Raw genomic sequence first — 15,995 nt, forward strand, 5'->3', positions numbered from 1 at the left:
GGCAGGGGCCTCGACTGCGGGAGCGGCCTCAGGCGCGGCGGCAGCAGCGGGCGCCGGTGCGGCAGAGGCGTCTTCACCCTCTTCCAGCAGCACCGCAATGGGCGTGTTCACTTTCACGCCTTCGGTGCCTTCGGCCACAAGGATCGGGCCCATTGTGCCCTCATCCACGGCCTCGAATTCCATCGTGGCCTTGTCGGTTTCGATTTCGGCGATGATCATGCCGGATTCGATGGTATCGCCTTCCTTGACCAGCCATTTGGCCAGCGTGCCTTCCTCCATGGTCGGCGACAGGGCGGGCATGAGAATTTCAGTTGCCATTGGTCTTGGTCCCCCCTCAGGCGTAAATGTCTGTCCAGAGTTCCTCTAGCGCGGGCTCGGGGCTCTCTTTTGCAAATTCGGCGCTTTCGTTCACCACGGCCTTGATCTCCTTGTCGATGGACTTGAGATCCTCTTCCGAGGCATGGCCACCGGTCAGCAGCAGCTGGCGCACATGTTCGATGGCGTCGCGTTCCTCGCGCATCTTCTGCACCTCCTCGCGGGTCCGGTATTTCGCCGGGTCCGACATGGAGTGGCCGCGATAGCGGTAGGTTTTGACTTCCAGGATGTAGGGGCCGTTTCCGGCGCGGCAGTGGGCCACGGCCTTTTCGCCAGCAGCCTTCACGGCCAGAACATCCATGCCGTCGACCGTTTCGCCGGGGATGCCAAACGGCGCGCCACGGGTGTAGATATCGGCGGTAGAGGTCGACCGGTTCTGTGCGGTGCCCATGGCGTACTGGTTGTTTTCAATGACGAAAATCACCGGCAGCTTCCACAGGGCGGCCATGTTGAAGGTCTCGTAGATCTGACCCTGGTTGGCGGCACCATCGCCGAAATAGGTGAAGGTAACGTTGTCGTTGCCCCGGTACTTGTCCGAGAAGGCAAGGCCCGCACCAAGCGGCACCTGTGCGCCAACGATGCCGTGGCCGCCGTAGAAATGCTTCTCTTTCGAGAACATGTGCATAGAGCCGCCCTTGCCCTTGGAATATCCGCCTTCGCGGCCCGTAAGCTCGGCCATCACACCCTTGGGGTCCATGCCGCACGCCAGCATATGTCCGTGATCGCGGTAGGAGGTGATGCGCTTGTCGCCTTCCTTGGCGGCGGCCTCCAACCCTACGACAACGGCTTCCTGGCCGATATACAGGTGGCAGAACCCGCCGATCAGGCCCATGCCATATAGCTGGCCGGCCTTTTCCTCGAATCTGCGGATCAGCAGCATCTCGCGGTAATATTCCAGCAGCTCTTCAGGCGAAACGTTTGGTTTTGCGGCAGATTTTGCTGTGCTTTTGCGCGCGGCCATGCCAGCCCCTCCTCTCGGTCAACAGAATAGTTTAACGTTGAACTATCTTTTAGCAGAGGCGGTTGGAAAAATCACGCATAGATTTTCCCCGCGTCAGTTTGCATGGGAAACCCTGCTATGCATGGTGGTCATGGGAGGGCTTAGGGCAGCACGATCTCGTCTGGCCGCATATACCCAAGCCGCTGGCGCGCCTGTTGGTCCAGCAAGTCGAGATCGAGATACTCGTCCGACAAACGACGTGTCAGCAGAACCATTTCCGCGGTTTCCGCGCGCAGGCCATCAAGCTCGGCGCGATAGACATCGCGTTCCGCTTCAATCTGAATGCGCCGGAACAGCCCGTAATCCCCCTGCACAGCGGCAAAGGTAAAATAGGCCCCGACCAAAAGGAGCCCCATGGGCAAGATAAGCCCCGAAAATGAGCGTCGTTTCTGCATCAAACTCTGCCGTGCCTCTGGCTCCGCCCGTCATTATGCGTGCGGTTGCAGGGAAGAATCGCACATCGCGGGGCAAAAGGGAATCCCCTGATTCGATTTGACCATGGGGCTCGGCAGAAAAGCGGTAGTCGGCCCGAACGAAAAAGGCCCCGTGCAGATCGCCGGGGCCTTCAAGGGTTCGGATCGTCTTTGTTACCCTGCGACCGAGGCGTCCCGGATAGACTGAATGGATGCATCCAGAACCGCATTGAACTGTTCGTCGGTCTGCTCGGCCGACAGCCCTTCGGTCAGGGCGCGGCTGAAGCTGGCGATCATGCCCGTCTGGCGTGACAGGCGGTCATTGGCTTCCTCGCGGTTATAGCCGCCCGACAGCGCCACGACCTTCAAAACGCGCGGGTGATCGACCAGCGGCCTATAGAGGTTATCAACCTCTGGCAGGGTCAGCTTCAGCATCACAATCTGATCGTCTGCCAGAGCATCGAGATGCGCGAGGATCACGTCGCGCAGCATCTCTTCGGCCTCGGCTTTGTCAGCGATGGTGATGGTGACTTCGGGCTCGATGATCGGCACCAGCCCCTTGGCGAGGATCTGCTTGCCCACCTCGAATTGCTGTTCCACGACGGCCTTGATCCCCGCCGGGTTCGCCGCCGAAATAACAGACCGCATTTTGGTTCCATAGACGCCATTGGCAACGGCGCGGTCCAGCAGCGTGTCAAGATCGGGCATCGGCTTCATTACCTGACAGCCGTTTTCCTCAGCCTCGAGACCCTTGTCGACCTTGAGGAAGGGCACCACACCGCAATCTTCCCATAGATACTGGGCCGAGGGTTTGCCGCCGATCTGCCGGTCCATTGTCATCTCGAACAAGATCGCGCCAACGACCCGTTCACCGTTAAACGCGGGCGATTGCACGATCCGGGTGCGCATTCCGTGGACCAGATCGAACATCTCAGCGTCGGAGCTGTAGGCATCTTCGCTTACCCCATAAAGCCGCAGCGCCTTGGGCGTGGACCCGCCGGACTGGTCAAGAGCAGCAATAAAGCCCTGTCCGTTACGGATAAGGTTGGTTTGGTCCTGGTTCGGCATGATCAATCCTCGGCAATCTGACACGACCGGTAAGCCGGGCGCTTTCGTGCCCGGTGATAGGACAGGCTCCGCCCGGCTTCAATTCTGGTTACGCTAACAGGGCGCTTAAGTCCGCCGGTTCCGGGCTATTCGCTGCTTTCTGTAGCAAACCAGACGGCGTTTGCCTGATCGTGGATTTCGGCAAGCGTGTTGGCCCAGAGAAGTGCGTCCTCTGCGGACATTCTGCTGCCCATTGCTTCCAGTTCATCGACGATCAGGGCGGCCCCGGAATCGCCAGAGGCAAGTGCCAAGAGGGCGTAGAAATAGGCGTCCGAATAGCGTCTTGCGGCACCCAGACCGGACAGCGCATCCTGCGCGCGGCCACGCAGCTCCCGCCCGGTTTCATCCCCCGAAAGCATCAGATCGCCCCCGTCTTCCTCCTGCAGTTCCAACAGGTCGAGAAGCGGCAGCTCTGCCTCGAGCCGGTCCAGATGGGCAAAGGCCATCCGGTCGCCCTGCGCAGCCGCATTGCGGGCGATCTGATAGGCAAAGGCCGGGTCCAGATCGTCCAGCCCATCCAATGCCATGGCCAGCGCCTGCGGATTGCCGGTTTCCAGCAGCGGCGTCAGCAGCGCCATCGCCATCTCTGCATCGCGTGGTGCGCCAATCCCGGTCAGGAAGGCCGTGGCATAGCGCAACAGATCCGCGTCCCCAAGCTCAACCGCGCCGCCCGCCATCCAATCTTGCAGCATTGCGGCATCGGCAGCGCTGATCCGGCTGTCGGGCCGGTCCGCATCGGTGAACAGCATGGGCGACAGCGCGGCGACGAAAGGCCCGAAATCCTCGAACAGATCTTCATCCAGCCGCACGGGCGCTTCGGGCGCAAACTCCAGCCGCAAGCTGCCGGGATTGGCGGCAAACCGGGCGAAGGTTGCGGCGCTGGCCTCGATAAAGGCATAGGCGGCCTCGTCCTCTCGGGGCTGTTCTGCACAGCGGGGGCAGGAGACTGGCCCTCCTCATCGCCCTTGCCGTCCGATGGGGCCTCGGGCGCCGGGGCAGGGGCCTGGGCCGGATCGACATAGCGGGGCAGCAATTCGTCAACCAGCGCGGCGACGATCACATCCGGCACCAGCATCATCGGAGGGATTTCCGCTGCGATCACCGGCCAATAGCCCTGATCGGTCACTTCTATCTCTGCATAGGCGAGGTCTGCGACCGGTTCTTCGGTCTCGAAATTCACAGCGAAGTAGCTGAAGTCAACATGCGCGCGCAGTTCTGCCATTCCGGCAGTGTCCGCCAGAATGTCCAGCGTAAGCCCGGAGCTGGCATAGTCGTATTCCAGGCGCATCTGCCCCCGGTCCAGCACCAGCTCAGTGATGCCGATCTCTGCCAGGTCTTCGCGTTCACGCGCACTCAGACAGCCATCGTCCAGTTCAAATCCCAGAATATCGATATCAAGCGCGCCGTAGGCAATCTGGTCGAGCGGCGCAGTGGTGATCACGGCGCGGTCCAGGAAAATCGTGCAGGCAGGCTCGGATTATGGCGTCATTTCCAGCCCGGTCAGGATCACACGGCCATCGAGCGGGCGAATATCCATATGTGCATAGGTCACCTCGGCCACGCCGCGCAACGCGTTGACGGCGATCTGAGCGCCCATATTGGCCAAACGATCGAGCGTCAGCAGATCCATCAGCGTGACGGGTTCCGCGCGGGCGGGAAAGGCCAGAAGGGGGACAAGGGCGCTGGCGGATAGAAGGGAAAGGCGTGTCATGGCAATGTCTCCATGGTCGGGAATGAAAAAGGGCAGATGCGGTCAGGAAACCCCATCCGCCCCATGTCTGGCAACCGGTTTGATCTTGCGCACCCCATTCCGTCGAAACCCCGCCAACGGGACCGAAGCAGGCGGTCGCAGTCGCGGTTATTGAGCGCCCTTCGCAGATGGCGTACCAAAATGACAGCCGTTCTTTTCCAGCGGCCGGATGTCAGGAAAGACCCAAGACAGATGATTGCCTATGTCACCGTCGGTGCAGATGATCTGCGACGCGCAAAACGCTTTTATTCCGCGTTCCTGCCTGCCTTGGGGTACCAATTGTCAGAGGGTCCAGAGGGGCTGAGCTTTGCCCTGCCGGTCGCGCCCGGTCAGCGGGCCATCTTGCCGGATTTCTACGTCAAGCCCACCTTCGATGGCCGCCCCGCATCGGCTGGCAACGGGTCCATGGTGGCGTTCGAAGCACATACGCAGAAAGAGGTTCGCGACCTTCACGAGGCCGCGCTGTCCGCCGGCGGATCAGACGAGGGCCAGCCGGGATTTCGCCAAACCTACGGGCCGCACTTCTATGTGGGCTATCTACGCGACCCTCAAGGCAACAAGATCGCACTCTTTTCCAGCAACCCAGATGAGCCGGGGCGAGACGGGTAGCGCGACAAGACTGCACTCTGCCGTCGCCTGTCTTGATCCTGCCGATCCGTCCAAATGGGGATCGGCAGGGCCGTTTTGCCTGCCGTCTATCGGTCGTTCAGCCTTCCAGTGCAGCGACTCCGGGCAAGGTTTTGCCTTCCATCCATTCCAGGAATGCGCCGCCTGCGGTCGAGATATAGGTGAACCGGTCCGCCGCGCCAGCCTTGTTCAGCGCCGCGACCGTGTCGCCTCCGCCTGCCACGCTGATCAGCTTGCCTTCAGCAGTCAGCCGGGCGGCCTCAGCCGCGGCAGCATTGGTGGCGGCATCGAAGGGCTCGATCTCGAACGCGCCAAGCGGGCCGTTCCAGATCAGCGTCTTGCACTGGGCAAAGACGTCCTTCAGCGCCGCAACCGTGGCGGGCCCGGCATCAAGGATCATTGCGTCATCGGGGCATTGATCGGCGGGCAGCGTTTCATTAGCGGCATTGGCGGCAAATTCGCGGGCGACAACAATGTCCACCGGCAGGTGCACGGCGCAGCCTGCGGCCTCGGCCTTCGCAAGGATGGCCCGCGCAGTGTCGGCCATCTCATGCTCAGCCAGCGATTTGCCCACTTGGATGCCTTGCGCCGCAAGGAAGGTATTGGCCATGCCGCCGCCGATCACAAGGTGATCCACCTTGGCGACAAGGTTGCCCAGAAGGTCGAGCTTGGTGGATACTTTCGCCCCCCCCACAACGGCGGCCACCGGTCGGGCCGGGGTGCCAAGGGCCGCCTCCAGCGCTGACAGTTCCGCCTGCATCAGACGCCCGGCACAAGAGGGCAAGCGGCGCGCCACCCCCTCGGTCGAGGCATGTGCCCGGTGCGCGGCAGAGAAGGCGTCATTGCAGAAGATGTCACCAAGCGAGGCCAGGAAATCGGCCATCATCGGATCGTTCTTTTCCTCCATCGGCGTGAAGCGGGTGTTTTCCACCAACACCACGGTGCCAGCGGGCATCGCGGCCAGTGCCTCGCGAGAGGGTTTTTCCACGAAGGTCACCGCCTGCCCCAGCTTCTCTTCCAGCGTGGGCAGGGTGATCCGCAAGCTCATCTCCGGCACCGGCTGCCCTTTGGGGCGCCCGAAATGGGCCAGCAGCACCGGTGTACCACCATGGGCGAGAATATCCTTCACGGTCGGCACGATCCGCTCGATCCGCGTGGCGTCCGTCACCCGGCCATCCTCGACCGGCACGTTGATATCGACGCGGGTCAGAACGATCTTGCCCGCAAGCTCCATGTCGTCGAGTGTTTTCCAGCCCATGGATTCCTCCTGAATAATATTACGCCGCTCTTAGCATCCTGAACGCAGAAGGGCAGCCGCCATCATGCCGCTGCCCCTACTTCTTGGCCCAAATACTCCCGCCGGAGGCATCCCGCGTTAGCAACCAGAGCCGCCCTTGCGACCGGCGCACCGTCCTTGCCAGTTTCCGTGGCAACGCGGCCCGACGACGGCCCCAAAGGGGCCCGAGGAGGGGCGCTCCCGGATCGACGCCAGAGGCGGCGAAACAGCTTTACAGATGCTTGCCCATCTCCACTGCGGTGTCGAGCATCCGGTTGGAAAAGCCCCATTCATTGTCATACCAGCTCAGCACCCGGCACATGCGGCCTTCCAGAACCTTTGTCTGGCCGGTCGCAAAGGTCGAGCTGTGGGGGTCGTGGTTGAAATCCATCGACACGAGCGGCTTGTCGGTCACGCCCAGAATTCCCTTCAGCGGGCCTTCTGCGGCGGCAGCGCGCACAAGATCGTTGATTTCTTCGACCGTGGTATCGCGGACCGCTTCAAACGTCAGGTCCACAACGGAGACATTCGGCGTCGGCACACGAACGGCCACGCCATCGAGCTTGCCTGCCAGTTCCGGCAGCACCAGACCCACGGCCCGGGCAGCGCCGGTCGAGGTGGGGATCATGCTCATCGCCGCGGCGCGGGCGCGGTAGAGGTCCGAATGCATGGTGTCCAGCGTCGGCTGGTCGCCGGTGTAGCTGTGGATCGTGGTCATGAAACCGCGGCTGATCCCGATCCCGTCCTGCAGGACCTTGGCCACCGGGGCCAGGCAGTTGGTGGTGCATGAGGCGTTCGAGACATGCAGGTCTTCGCTGGTCAGCGTGCCATGGTTGACCCCGTAGACAATGGTCTTGTCAGCACCGGATGAGGGGGCGGACACCAGAACGCGCGACGCCCCGTTTTCCAGATGAACCTTGGCCTTGTCGCCGGTGAAGATGCCGGTGCATTCCAGCACGATATCAACGTCCCCCCAGGGCAGCTCAGAGGGGTTGCGGATGGCTGTCACGGCGATCTTGCCGCGGCCTGCGTCGATCCAGTCCTCGCCATGCGAAACCTCGGACGGGAAGCGCCCGTGGACAGAGTCGTATTGCAGCAGATGCGCATTGGTTGCGACCGGGCCCAGATCATTGATGGCAACGACCTCCAGGTCGGTGCGGCCATTTTCGATGAGCGCGCGCAGAACATTGCGTCCGATGCGGCCAAACCCGTTGATGGCAACTTTGACGGTCATGGCAATTCCTTTCGCTTGGGTCTGGCCCGGAGCTCTGCCCATCAGGCCATGTTAACGCTAACATGTGCGTTATGTAGACGATCCGCCTGCGAAAGGGAAGCCGGATTTCAAGCCTTTCTCGGGATCAACGCCAGAACGCCACCGTGTCTAGAAGTCGCAGTAATTGACGTCCAAGGATGATATGCAGATCCCAGTCAAAAACAAGAAAATCGGCAGCAAAGATCGCCACGATCAAGACGGCCAGCCAAAGCGCAATTGTGTTGGTCATGCTGACCCATATCCTGTCTGAAAATCATGCATAGTTTATGCAAGCAGCACCGGCTGTGAAACCCCGCCAGTGCCCCCCTGCGTCAGAAATACCTTGTCAGGCCGATGCGCAGCATACCGACCCGGTTGTCCGACACGCCATGTACCGGCCCGGACAGGGTGTAGCGCGTGTCCTCGAAATCCATGTATTGCAGCTCGACCCGGAAGGCCCATCCATTGTCCCAAGGGTGTTCATAGCCGATTCCGGCCAGCCAACCGCGACTGTCGCGTTCCTGCGTGGGCAGACCGATGGGCATCAGATCGACCCGGCCGATCGCCAGCCCGGCAAAACCGTAAAGATGCCCGTCCCCCATGCGATGCCCAAGTTGCGCGCGCAGCGCGACATAGTTTTGGAGCGATGTTTCACATCCGGCCGTGCAACTGGCAGTGCCGGTACCGGTCAGCGGGTTCACGGTAAAATCCAGTGCCACCCCGAAATAGCTGCGCCCCGTACGCCAGTTGTAGCCCAGGATAGCCCCTCCACCATTGCCCGACAGATCAAACCCGCCGGTATTGAGCGGAAGTGTCTGATCGCTCCAGGTAGAGTCACCCAACCCGTCTGTCCGGGAAAACCCGGCATAGGCACCGGAAAAGTCAAAGGGAAGAGGCCGCTCATCCGCCGCGGCCATTGGTGCGGCGCAAACTATGCATAGCCCGGCAAGCGCCAGACGCAATTTCCCCGCGATTTTCGTAATCATCTGCTCCCCCGCGAAGATTGAGTCTTCGTTCCCCGAGGTCAATAGAGGCCATTGCACGGATTATAGCTAGCGGAATTCGACAAGGGTCAGGCGCTTGCTGCGCCAATGCTGTCCTGATCCATGATGTCCTCGATCAGCAGACTCATCAGCTCACCCCGATTGCCCACCCCAGCCTTGCGGTAGATTGCATTAAGCTGTGATTTGACCGTGCCTTCCGCAGAGCCGCGCATCCCGGCGATCTCGGTGATCGACAGCCCCTTGACGGTAAAATGCGCCACGTCGCGTTCGGCGGTGGTCAGCGACCAGTCCGTGAAGCGCTGTTCGATGATCTCGTGAAACGCACGGGCCGCAAGGCTAACCTGCCGTTCAAGATGGGCTTTGCGCTGCAAAAGCCGCATCAGCACTCGGATCTCAAAGGCGATTCCGGCAATCAGCGCCAGGGTGGCGGCAGTTTCCAGAACCAACAATTGCTCGATCGGCCCCATGGCGGCATTGCGCCGGGCATCGACGACCACATCCCAAAGAAAGAAGGCCGCGCAAAGGCTTTGCGCGGCGATGAGGGCGATCACGATCGCCGGTTTTTCCGAATAGGGGCGCTTCATGGCTCGATCTTTATCCCTTCCGGTACGGTTTTCACACCCGAAACCATCGCGCGGGGCAGATTGACGCCAGTGCGCAGGCTTTCCCAGATCACCGCGCCAATATGCAGGACGATAGAGATCTCGGCCCATGTCACGAAGATCTCGTGCAGCTCCTCGACCCAGTCAACACCCCAATAGGCATTGGTGGTCATCATGTATCCGCTCACCCCGATGGCCAGCATTGTCAGAAGCAGGTTATAGATCATCATCGCGCCAAGCGGCGTGTGGCCGAGATGCGCCCGTTTTCTCCCCGTGGCGATATCCGACAGCTGCCCCAAAGCGCCCGAGGCCGAGGGCGGGAAACTGGTGAAGCGGGCATAGCGGGTGCCGACCACGCCCCACAAGATGCGGATAGCAATCAGGGCCACGACGACATAGCCGATCCATTCGTGCAGGTTGCTTTCGGGATCGGTAAACAGCGCGTTGGCCGCGAAGGCAATCACCAGCGACCAATGGAAGATACGCACCAGCGGATCCCAGACTTTGTGACGGGTCACAGACACGGGCTGAGCTCCTTTCGGAATGCCGGGTTGGAAAGGCGGGGGCCGGGCAGGGACATGCATGGCCCCCGCGCCCTTCTTACCGAGAGAGAAGGGGATCAGTCGTCTTCGGCAACCCGCACGATGGTCAGGCTGTCATCGAGATAGATCTCGAAACGCGCCCCATCGCGCATAGCGTAGGCCTCGTATTGGCCGTCTTCCATCTCGATCGAGCGGACCTCGTAGCCCTCGGCGGTCAGAAGCGCGGTAATCTGGGCCTCCACATCCGCGCTGACCGCAGCGTCGCCAGAGGCGAAGACGGCGGTTGCGGGCAGCAGAAGGGCAAGGGCAATTGCAGAACGTTTCATCAGATGTATCCTTTCAGAAGGTTTGGTCTTGGGTCTTGGGTGACCCCGTTTGGCGGGGCCGTGACCAACAGAAAGGGGCCAGGCGCGGCGATGGCTATCATCCCGGGTTCATGCGCTGCGAATTGGGACAAAGGTTTAGCCCGATGAACCGGGGTTCATGCGCTCTGGGGGCTGATCTGCAAAGAAAAACGCCCGCTGTGACGGCGGGCGTTCTGAAACCTGTGCTGCGCGGCTGATCAGTTCAGCATCCGGCCCATATGGGCGGCGACATCGGCCATGCGCGCCGAGAAGCCCCATTCATTGTCATACCACGCCAACACGCGAACCAGGCGCTTGCCGGACACCTTGGTCTGGTCGGGGGCGAAGATCGAAGACTGGGTGGTGTGGTTGAAGTCGATCGAGACCTTCGGTTCCGGATCGTAGCCCATCACCATGCCCATGTAGCCAGCGGCGGCCTCGCGCACGATTTCGTTCACGTCATTCACGGTCACGTCCTTGCCGGCGACAAAGGTGAGATCCACTGCGGACACGTTCGGCGTGGGGACGCGCATTGCGGTGCCGTCGAGCTTACCCGCCAGTTCCGGCAGCACCTCGCCAAGTGCCTTTGCGGCTCCGGTCGAGGTCGGGATCATCGCCATGGCCGCAGCGCGGGCGCGGTAGAGGTCGCTATGTCGGCGGTCCAGTGTCGGTTGGTCGCCTGTGTAGCTGTGGATCGTGGTCATAAGGCCGCTTTCGATGCCGATCGCATCGTTCAGCACCTTGGCCAGGGGGGCCAGGCAATTGGTGGTGCAGGAGCCGTTGGAAACCATGGTTTCGCCATCGACCAGATCGCGGTGGTTCACGCCATAGACCACGGTGCGCTGGACGTTTTTGGCAGGGGCCGAGATCAGGACAGACTTGGCGCCCTGTTCCATGTGGACATTGGCCTTGGACCCGTCATTGAACTTGCCGGTGCATTCCAGAACCACGTCGCAGCCGGACCAATCCAGTTCCTTGGGGTCGTAGGTCGAGAAGACCTTCATCGGGCCGCGGCCCAGATCCATGGTATCGCCGTCGGTGGTGACGGTGCCTGCGAAACGGCCATGGACGCTGTCATAGCGCAACAGGTGGGCCGAGGTCTCGATCGGGCCGGTGGCGTTGATCTTGACGACCTGCACGTCGTTGCGGGCGCTTTCGGCGATATGGGCCAGCGTGCAACGGCCGATGCGGCCAAATCCGTTGATGCCGATGGTGACAGTCATGGCGCGTGCTCCTTGGGTCTGCTTGCGCCGGTGTATAGGTGTTAGCAACTGGCCTGAGAACCCGAAAACCCGATTATTTGCAGGATGTTAGCGATAAAAGTCACTGTTAGCGCATGACATTTCGCACAAGCGCACATCGTGACATGCAGCAGGCGGCAGGTGGACAGGGCAATCCCCGCACTGTCGGGAAGAACCGCGACCGAATCCCTTGGGCAGACGGAGGAATGCGCTTCGAAGCGCATTGTTTCGGCCCTTCGAAGGGCCGCGGGCCGGCTCAGACCACCTCAGTAGATGTTTTCAGAAAGGTTTAGAGCCTCAACTGTGCCGCTCTGCGGTGGAATGCTCTTCGAAGAGCATTGAAAACGGCCCTTCGAAGGTCCGTTCCGGTCAGCACAGCGGACCCTGAATATGAAACGCCGTCCCGACCAGGATCGGAACGGCGCCAGACGCAGAAACCCGGGTGGTCATACCCCCGGGGTCCCGATTCCTCAGAGCAGCGATTTCACCTTCGCGGCCACGGCTTCTGCGGTGATGCCGAACTGGGCATAGAGCTGATCCGCAGGGGCGGACGCGCCGAAGCTGTCCATACCGACGAAGCCGGCCTTGGCCTCGCGGCCCCGTTCACCAAGCAGCCACTGGTCCCAGCCCTGACGCACGGCGGCTTCCACCGCAACGCGCACCGCACCGCCGGGCAGAACCCGCTTGCGATAGGCGTCGTCCTGCGCAGCGAAAAGCTCCATGCAGGGCATGGACACAACGCGGGTGCCGATGCCTTCGGCCTGAAGGATATCACGCGCCTCCATGGCAATGGAGACTTCCGATCCGGTCGCCATGATGATCGCCTGCCGCTTGCCATCGGCATCGGCCAGCACATATGCGCCTTTTTCGACGAGGTTGCTGTTTTTGTGCTCGGTGCGCACCGTCGGAAGGTTCTGGCGGCTCAGCGTCAGTGTCGACGGCGACGATTTCTGGTTCAGCGCCACTTCCCAGGCTTCGGCGGTTTCCACCGCGTCGGCGGGGCGGAAGACCAGCATGTTCGGCGTCGCGCGCAGCATCGCCAGATGTTCCACCGGCTGGTGGGTCGGGCCGTCTTCGCCCACGCCGATGCTGTCATGGGTCATCACGAACTGAACCGAGATCCCCATCAGTGCCGCCAGACGCATCGCGGGGCGGGCATAGTCGGTGAAGGTAAAGAAGGTGCCGCCATAGGGGCGCACGCCGCCATGCAGCGCCATCCCGTTCATGGCCGCCGCCATGCCGTGTTCGCGGATGCCGTAATAGACATACCGCCCGGCGCGGTTCTCGACGTCGAACACGCCCAGATCCCCGGTCTTGGTGTTGTTTGACCCGGTCAGGTCAGCAGAGCCGCCGATGGTTTCACCGACAATCGGGTTGATCACCTCAAGCGCCATTTCGCTGGCCTTGCGGGTGGCCACCTTGGGCTGGGTCTCGGACACCTGCTTTTTCAGCGCCTTGATCGTGGCCGACAGCTTCTTGGGCATGTCGCCAGCGAACGAGCGGGCGAATTCTGCCTGCTTCTGGTTCGACAGCATGGCGACGCGGGTTTCCCATTCGGCGCGTTCTGCGGCTCCGCGGGCGCCGATGGCTTCCCAAGCGGCTTTCAGATCGGCGGGAATCTCGAAGGGGCCGTATTCCCAGCCATATGCCTCTTTCGCGGCCTGAAGCTGGCCTGCATCGGTCAGCGCACCGTGGCCCTTGGAGGTATCCTGCGCGGCGTGACCGATGGCGATATGGGTCTTGCAAGCGATCATGGCAGGGCGGGGTGAGGCTTTGGCCTCGGTGATCGCCGCGTCGATGGCGTCGGGATCGTGACCGTCGCATTCAAAGACGTCCCAGCCCGATGCCTTGAACCGCGCCACCTGATCGGTGCGATCCGATAGCGACACCTTGCCATCGATGGTGATGTCGTTGTTGTCCCAGAACACGATCAGCTTGGACAGCTCGTGGCGACCGGCAAGGCCAATGGCTTCCTGGCTGACGCCTTCCATCAGGCAGCCGTCGCCGGCGATGCAGTAGGTGTAGTGATCCATCACCTTCTTGCCCCACCGGGCGCGCAGGTTTTCCTCGGCCATGGCAAAGCCCACGGCGTTGGAGATGCCCTGACCGAGCGGGCCGGTGGTGGTTTCCACACCCTCGACATGGCCGTATTCCGGGTGGCCAGCGGTAATCGCGCCCAATTGGCGGAAGTTCTTTACCTGCTCCAGCGTCATGTCGGCATAGCCGGTCAGGTGCAGCAGCGAATAGATCAGCATCGACCCGTGTCCCGCCGACAGGATGAACCGGTCGCGATCGGGCCAGCGCGGGGCGCTTGCATCGAACTTGAGGTGCTTTTCAAACAGCACGGTGGCGACATCGGCCATACCCATGGGCATGCCGGAATGGCCGGAATTTGCAGCAGCAACCGCATCGAGCGTCAGCGCGCGGATGCAGGCGGCTTTGCGCCAGTGATCGGGGTTCCGGGCGGCTAGAGCAGAAAGGTCCAAAGGGCGCGTCCTTCATGTTTCATGTTAGCGGGCTCGCGCGCGGTCTTAGCAGAGGGGGGGCAGAGTGCAAGCATAGGCAGTGGCGAAGGATCGCCAAATCCGCGTAAAATCGGCCCAAGCCGTGGATTTTGGACCGGAAACGGTTGCAAATTCGGCCCGGATGCGATTCGCTGTCAGACAGGGGCAGGTGGGCAGACCGGGCTCCTAACGGCGCGTAAAAAGAACAGCCCGGACAACGCGCCCGGGTGGTAAAACAGCAAGAGGCGTGGCACAGGATGAACGAGACCACGGATCTGGAACAGATCGCGGCGCTTGAACACCGCATTACATCGGCACTGGACAGGATCGCCCGCGGGGTGGCCGCTCGGGCTGCTATGGTGGCTCCTGCAGCGGAGGCGGCAGAGGATACCAGCGAATTGGAGGAGCGCTTGGCGGCGCTCTCGGCGGCGTTGGAAGAAACCCAGGCTGCGTTGCAATCGGAACAAAATGCCAATGCCGACCTGAATGACCGTCTTCGTGCGGTCGAAGCCGCGCGACAGGCCGATGCTGACCAGGCGAGCCGTGAATTGGCGGCGTTGCAGGAGCAACTGGCCGCCTCTCCGGAGCCGACAGCCGAAGAGGGCCAGAGCCGCGAAGAACTTGAGGCAGAACTGACCCGCCAGCGCGACGTGGAAAGCGTTCTGCGCCGCCGGATTGCGCGGCTCAGAGAGGAACGCAAAACCACTCGTGCCGAATACAACGAGGCGCGCGAACGGCTGGAAGAGGTTGAGGGCAAGCTCGACCAGCTTCAGGCCCTTGCCGATGCCAGCGCGCCTTCTGCATCAGGCGAACTTGCCCGACTGCGCGAAAGCAACCGTGCCTTGCGCGACACGATTGACGAACTGCGAGAAGCCGTGGCCGGGGACGGAACTGTTGATGACGATCTGGTGACCAGCGCCCTTGCGGCGGAACTGGAAAGCTTGAAAGCTGACCGCGCCGCCGAGGCCGCCGAGGCCAGGGCGATCCTGTCTGAGATCCGACCCGTCCTGCAAGGAGGTGCCGCAGATGCCTGAGATCGTGATCCAGATCGGAAGCAGGGATTTCACCGTCGCCTGTCAGGAAGGCGAAGAACCGTTCCTGCGCGCCGCAGCCCAGATGCTCGACACCGAGGCCGCCGTTGTGCTTGGCCAAATCGGCCGGATGCCATCTGAACGGATGCTGTTGATGGCGGGGCTGATGCTGGCGGACAAGACCGCCGGGCTGGAGGAAGACCTGCAACGCGCTGAAGAAACTCTGCGCGCCCGCGACCGGGCCCTGGCCGATGCCGAGGAACGGCTGGCTGAACGGGCCCGCCGCATTGCCGCGCTGGAAGCGGCGCCGCCACCCGATCCCGAACAGGTCTCGGTGCCGGTGATCCCTGCCGATGTGTCCGACAGCCTGGCCGAGATCGCAGCCCGCGCCGAGGCTTTGGCGCTTGAACTGGAAGAAGGCGAAGCAGGGCAGGACGACTGACCCAAGCAACCCTGAACAGTTTGTGACGGCCCCCATGCGGGGGCCGTAGCGCGTTCTGGCACCTAATCTGGCCCTGATTAGGGTCAGAGTATCATCCATGGTATGATTTCCTCCTTCAAAAAAGGGGGGGATTTCTATGGCGACGTTCATTCTGACAGGGCGCCAGACGCTCGATGCCGTTCGCGGGCTGATGTCAAAGCCCGAGGATCGCACCGCTGCCGTCGCAACCATCGTCGAAGCAGCAGGTGGCAAGCTGCTTCACTACTACATCACCACCGGTGACAGTGACTTCATGTTGGTAGCCGAGGCGGATGCGGCAGAGGATTTCCTGGCTGGTGTCATGGTTGCCGGCGCCTCCGGGTCTGTGACGAACCTGAAGACCGTGCGGGCGTGGAGCTCCGGTGAGTTTGCGAAAGTGGCCGAGAAAGCCGGGGCGATTGCCGGAAGCTACCGCGCGCCTGGCAGCTGAGACCCGAGAGCGTAAG

The 15,995-nt window shown here is 61.9% G+C and carries 20 protein-coding genes; 4 read left to right on the forward strand and 16 right to left on the reverse strand.

Going from position 1 to position 15,995, the window contains the following annotated elements:
• The 7 genes from ACROHD_RS17565 to ACROHD_RS17595 all read right to left on the reverse strand — a co-directional run.
• The coding region (locus tag ACROHD_RS17565; RefSeq protein WP_432679713.1) for a biotin/lipoyl-containing protein at positions 1-318 on the reverse strand (318 nt) is incomplete at its 3' end.
• A gap of 16 nt (positions 319-334) precedes the next feature.
• On the reverse strand, positions 335-1,336 hold the full coding sequence (pdhA, locus tag ACROHD_RS17570; RefSeq protein ID WP_432679714.1) for a pyruvate dehydrogenase (acetyl-transferring) E1 component subunit alpha: 1,002 nt from the start codon (positions 1,334-1,336) through the stop codon (positions 335-337).
• A gap of 140 nt (positions 1,337-1,476) precedes the next feature.
• Positions 1,477-1,731 (reverse strand): FtsB family cell division protein, encoded by a 255-nt coding sequence (locus tag ACROHD_RS17575; RefSeq protein WP_432679715.1) that lies wholly within the window; start codon positions 1,729-1,731, stop codon positions 1,477-1,479.
• 231 nt (positions 1,732-1,962) lie between these two features.
• Complete coding sequence (locus ACROHD_RS17580) at positions 1,963-2,856, reverse strand: fructose bisphosphate aldolase (protein ID WP_432679716.1); 894 nt, start codon at positions 2,854-2,856, stop codon at positions 1,963-1,965.
• A 125-nt stretch (positions 2,857-2,981) separates the two neighbouring features.
• On the reverse strand, positions 2,982-3,587 hold the full coding sequence (locus ACROHD_RS17585; protein WP_432679717.1) for a hypothetical protein: 606 nt from the start codon (positions 3,585-3,587) through the stop codon (positions 2,982-2,984).
• Positions 3,509-4,336 (reverse strand): hypothetical protein, encoded by an 828-nt coding sequence (locus ACROHD_RS17590; protein ID WP_432679718.1) that lies wholly within the window; start codon positions 4,334-4,336, stop codon positions 3,509-3,511. The genes ACROHD_RS17585 and ACROHD_RS17590 overlap by 79 nt, the downstream gene beginning before the upstream one ends.
• A 36-nt stretch (positions 4,337-4,372) precedes the next feature.
• Positions 4,373-4,606: a hypothetical protein gene (locus tag ACROHD_RS17595; RefSeq protein ID WP_432679719.1), complete on the reverse strand. Its 234-nt coding sequence runs from the start codon at positions 4,604-4,606 to the stop codon at positions 4,373-4,375.
• Positions 4,607-4,837: 231 nt separating this feature from the next.
• Between ACROHD_RS17595 and ACROHD_RS17600 the strand changes: the two genes are divergently transcribed.
• Positions 4,838-5,254, forward strand: coding sequence for a VOC family protein (locus tag ACROHD_RS17600; protein ID WP_432679753.1), 417 nt, complete (start codon positions 4,838-4,840; stop codon positions 5,252-5,254).
• Between the two features lie 97 nt (positions 5,255-5,351).
• On the opposite strand, the gene ACROHD_RS17605 is transcribed toward ACROHD_RS17600, so the two are convergent.
• From ACROHD_RS17605 to tkt, 9 genes are all read right to left on the reverse strand, one after another.
• Positions 5,352-6,530, reverse strand: coding sequence for a phosphoglycerate kinase (locus tag ACROHD_RS17605; protein WP_432679720.1), 1,179 nt, complete (start codon positions 6,528-6,530; stop codon positions 5,352-5,354).
• A gap of 250 nt (positions 6,531-6,780) precedes the next feature.
• Positions 6,781-7,782: a type I glyceraldehyde-3-phosphate dehydrogenase gene (gene gap / locus ACROHD_RS17610; RefSeq protein WP_432679721.1), complete on the reverse strand. Its 1,002-nt coding sequence runs from the start codon at positions 7,780-7,782 to the stop codon at positions 6,781-6,783.
• 124 nt (positions 7,783-7,906) lie between these two features.
• Positions 7,907-8,050, reverse strand: coding sequence for a hypothetical protein (locus ACROHD_RS17615; RefSeq protein WP_432679722.1), 144 nt, complete (start codon positions 8,048-8,050; stop codon positions 7,907-7,909).
• An 82-nt stretch (positions 8,051-8,132) separates the two neighbouring features.
• Complete coding sequence (locus tag ACROHD_RS17620) at positions 8,133-8,786, reverse strand: outer membrane protein (protein WP_432679723.1); 654 nt, start codon at positions 8,784-8,786, stop codon at positions 8,133-8,135.
• Positions 8,787-8,872: 86 nt separating this feature from the next.
• Positions 8,873-9,388 (reverse strand): helix-turn-helix transcriptional regulator, encoded by a 516-nt coding sequence (locus ACROHD_RS17625; RefSeq protein ID WP_432679724.1) that lies wholly within the window; start codon positions 9,386-9,388, stop codon positions 8,873-8,875.
• Positions 9,385-9,930 (reverse strand): cytochrome b/b6 domain-containing protein, encoded by a 546-nt coding sequence (locus ACROHD_RS17630; RefSeq protein ID WP_432679725.1) that lies wholly within the window; start codon positions 9,928-9,930, stop codon positions 9,385-9,387. The genes ACROHD_RS17625 and ACROHD_RS17630 overlap by 4 nt, the downstream gene beginning before the upstream one ends.
• A gap of 95 nt (positions 9,931-10,025) precedes the next feature.
• Entirely contained in the window at positions 10,026-10,274 is a 249-nt protein-coding gene (locus tag ACROHD_RS17635) for a PepSY domain-containing protein (protein WP_432679726.1), read from the reverse strand.
• Between the two features lie 236 nt (positions 10,275-10,510).
• Positions 10,511-11,515 carry a type I glyceraldehyde-3-phosphate dehydrogenase gene (gene gap, locus ACROHD_RS17640; RefSeq protein ID WP_432679727.1) on the reverse strand — a complete coding sequence of 335 codons (1,005 nt, stop codon included), beginning with the start codon at positions 11,513-11,515 and terminating at the stop codon, positions 10,511-10,513.
• Positions 11,516-12,003: 488 nt separating this feature from the next.
• Positions 12,004-14,019: a transketolase gene (gene tkt, locus ACROHD_RS17645; RefSeq protein WP_432679728.1), complete on the reverse strand. Its 2,016-nt coding sequence runs from the start codon at positions 14,017-14,019 to the stop codon at positions 12,004-12,006.
• Positions 14,020-14,294: 275 nt separating this feature from the next.
• On the opposite strand from tkt, the gene ACROHD_RS17650 reads away from it, so the two are divergent.
• From ACROHD_RS17650 to ACROHD_RS17660, 3 genes are all read left to right on the forward strand, one after another.
• Complete coding sequence (locus tag ACROHD_RS17650) at positions 14,295-15,071, forward strand: coiled-coil domain-containing protein (RefSeq protein ID WP_432679729.1); 777 nt, start codon at positions 14,295-14,297, stop codon at positions 15,069-15,071.
• Positions 15,064-15,510, forward strand: a complete 447-nt coding sequence (locus tag ACROHD_RS17655; protein WP_432679730.1) for a cell division protein ZapA — start codon at positions 15,064-15,066, stop codon at positions 15,508-15,510. The genes ACROHD_RS17650 and ACROHD_RS17655 overlap by 8 nt, the downstream gene beginning before the upstream one ends.
• Positions 15,511-15,646: 136 nt before the next feature.
• Entirely contained in the window at positions 15,647-15,979 is a 333-nt protein-coding gene (locus tag ACROHD_RS17660; protein WP_432679731.1) for a GYD domain-containing protein, read from the forward strand.
• Positions 15,980-15,995 lie beyond the last annotated feature (16 nt).

This window comes from Nioella aestuarii (assembly GCF_050896395.1).
In the GTDB taxonomy this organism is placed as follows: Bacteria; Pseudomonadota; Alphaproteobacteria; order Rhodobacterales; family Rhodobacteraceae; genus Nioella; species Nioella aestuarii.